The 2,101-nt window shown below is 60.1% G+C and carries 3 protein-coding genes; 1 reads left to right on the top strand and 2 read right to left on the bottom strand.

Features of this window, described 5'->3' with window-relative positions; all coding sequences use genetic code 11:
* Both NW835_RS12165 and phoU read right to left on the bottom strand, forming a co-directional pair.
* On the bottom strand, window positions 1-832 hold an 832-nt coding region (locus tag NW835_RS12165; RefSeq protein ID WP_414415422.1), incomplete at its 3' end, for an RNB domain-containing ribonuclease.
* Window positions 833-973: 141 nt separating this feature from the next.
* On the bottom strand, window positions 974-1,615 hold the full coding sequence (phoU, locus tag NW835_RS12160; RefSeq protein WP_414364066.1) for a phosphate signaling complex protein PhoU: 642 nt from the start codon (window positions 1,613-1,615) through the stop codon (window positions 974-976).
* Between the two features lie 255 nt (window positions 1,616-1,870).
* Between phoU and NW835_RS12155 the strand changes: the two genes are divergently transcribed.
* Window positions 1,871-2,101: four-carbon acid sugar kinase family protein (locus tag NW835_RS12155; RefSeq protein WP_414415421.1), on the top strand; the 231-nt coding region annotated here is incomplete at its 3' end.

Raw genomic sequence — 2,101 nt, 5'->3', positions numbered from 1 at the left:
GATCCAGCCAGTGGGCTACGTCGGCAATGTGCACCCCCAGTAGCCAGTGGCCCTCTTCTTGCCGCTGCAGGGAGACGGCCACGTTGGGCTCGAGGCCGTGGGGGTGCTGCAAGTCCAGCGGCTCCAGTGTGATGCAAAACCAATCCCGCAGATCGCGACGGCCCTTTTGGTCGGAGCGGCTCAGCTTTTTGGGCAGGGCGGCTGCAGCTTCTAGCACCGCCGGGGGAAACTCCTGGGGCAGGTCGTACTTGCAACAGACCAGATCTGCATCGATGGACGCCTCCGGGCCATTGCCCAAGATCTTGCGAATCGTGCCCACGGGGGGCAGGTTGCCCAGCGGGTAGCGCTCCACTTCCACATAGGCCACCCGACCTTCCGCCAGCTCGGCAGGGGAGCCCTCCGTCAAGGCCAGCTCGAACAGCAGCCGGTCGTCCAGAGGCACTACTCGGAAACCTTCTTCCGTCTGTTTGAGGCGGCCCACCAGCGTGGGATTGGCCCGTTCCACAACAGCCACCACCTCTCCCTCTGGGCTGCGGCGGCGATTGCCTTCTTTGGTAATCCGGGCTATCACTTGGTCGCCGTTCCAAGCGCCGCTGAGGTTGCTGCCGTGGATGTACACATCCTCTGCCCCCGGTTCATCCCGAACGGCAAAGCAAAAACCCTTGCTGGAACAGCGCAAACGCCCCACCACCAAGGATTCATCCGGCTTACGCCGATAGCGAGGCGGATCCCCTGTGCATTCGAGAAATCCCGCCCGCACCAGACCATCGAGGGCAATCTCAAGCATTTCCTGCGCTTCTGGGTCTGAGGCTGGCAGGAGGGCAAGCAGCACGTCTTTATCGATCCATTGCTCGGCAGGTTGAGAGAAAAAGTGATGAAAAATCCGAGAGAAATCCATTGCGGGTATCGGCAAAAAGGGAAAGAAGCAGGGGGAATGGGAGCCGAGATCGAGGGGCAGGCGCAGCCACTTGGGTTAGTCGCGGTGGCCGGTGACGATAAAGGCTACCCGCTGACCGATATTGGTGCAGTGGTCGGCCAAACGCTCCAGGTAGCGGATCGCCAGCAACATCAACAGGATAGGCTCGATCGAGCCGCGGATGTCCGACTGTTGCGCCAACGTATTGTAAAGGTTGGTGTAGTCTTCATCAACGGCGTCGTCTTCCCGCTTCAGTTGCCGGCCCAGCTCGGCATCCAATTCCGTCAGGGCCGCCAGGCTATGGCTGAGCATTTTCTGGCAGCGCTGCATCATCACGCGAATGTGCCTCAGCTCCGGCGGCGGCGGGTAGAGAGCCAAACGCAAGGCCACTTCGGCCAAGTCTTTGGCGTAGTCGCCAATCCGCTCCAGATCCCGCACCAGTTGCATCAGGGCGCTGATCCAGCGCAGATCTTGTGCCACCGGGGAGCGCAAGGCGATCAAGCTAATACAATCTTTCTCGATTTGACGATAAAAACGGTCAATTTGCTTGTCTTGGGAGATGGCCTGTTCGGCAGCGGCCAAGTTCTGCTCAAACAGGGCCTGCTGAGCCAAGACCAGCGATTTTTCCGCCAGCGCCCCCATGCGCAGCACGTCCTGCTGAATCCGCTTGATCTGAAGTTGCAGCTCAGCTTGCCCCATGGCTTTTTCCCCATGGATGTAGGTGGGAGGGAGTGGCTGCCCCCATTAGCGGCTCGCAAAGACAGTCAATTGCACCGGTAGATCTCAATCATGGCAAACTTCTCTCGAATCAAGAGAAAAAACAGGATGGGGATCGAGGGAGCGGCCAATTTGGGAGAGGATGATAAGAAGGGGGTGCGGGCAGGTGGGGTGTTGTGAGGTTGTCTCCGTCTGGAGGCGTAGGGCTGTGCTGTTGTTCTCGACTGAGAAACTCCGATGACTCGTCCCCCCATTGTCGTGCTGGATGATGATCCCACCGGATCCCAGACCGTGCACAGTTGCCTGCTGCTGACCCGCTGGGATGTGGAAACACTCAAGCTGGGCCTGCAGGATGGCTCGCCAATTCGCTTCATTCTCACCAACACGCGCTCTCTGCCGCCGGCCAAGGCTGCCGAGGTGACGCGGTCGGTCTGCCGGGCCCTCAAGCAGGCCATGGGGGAGCTGGGG

It is taken from the genome of Synechococcus sp. OH2 (assembly GCF_047462155.1).
Lineage (GTDB): Bacteria > Cyanobacteriota > Cyanobacteriia > Thermostichales > Thermostichaceae > Thermostichus.
This window is presented reverse-complemented; position numbering and strand designations above follow the sequence as displayed.

What these genes read in the sequence shown, in the direction of transcription:
- phoU (WP_414364066.1), bottom strand. Translation starts at nt 1,615, where the DNA reads ATGGGGCAAGCTGAGCTGCAACTTCAGATCAAGCGGATTCAGCAGGAC.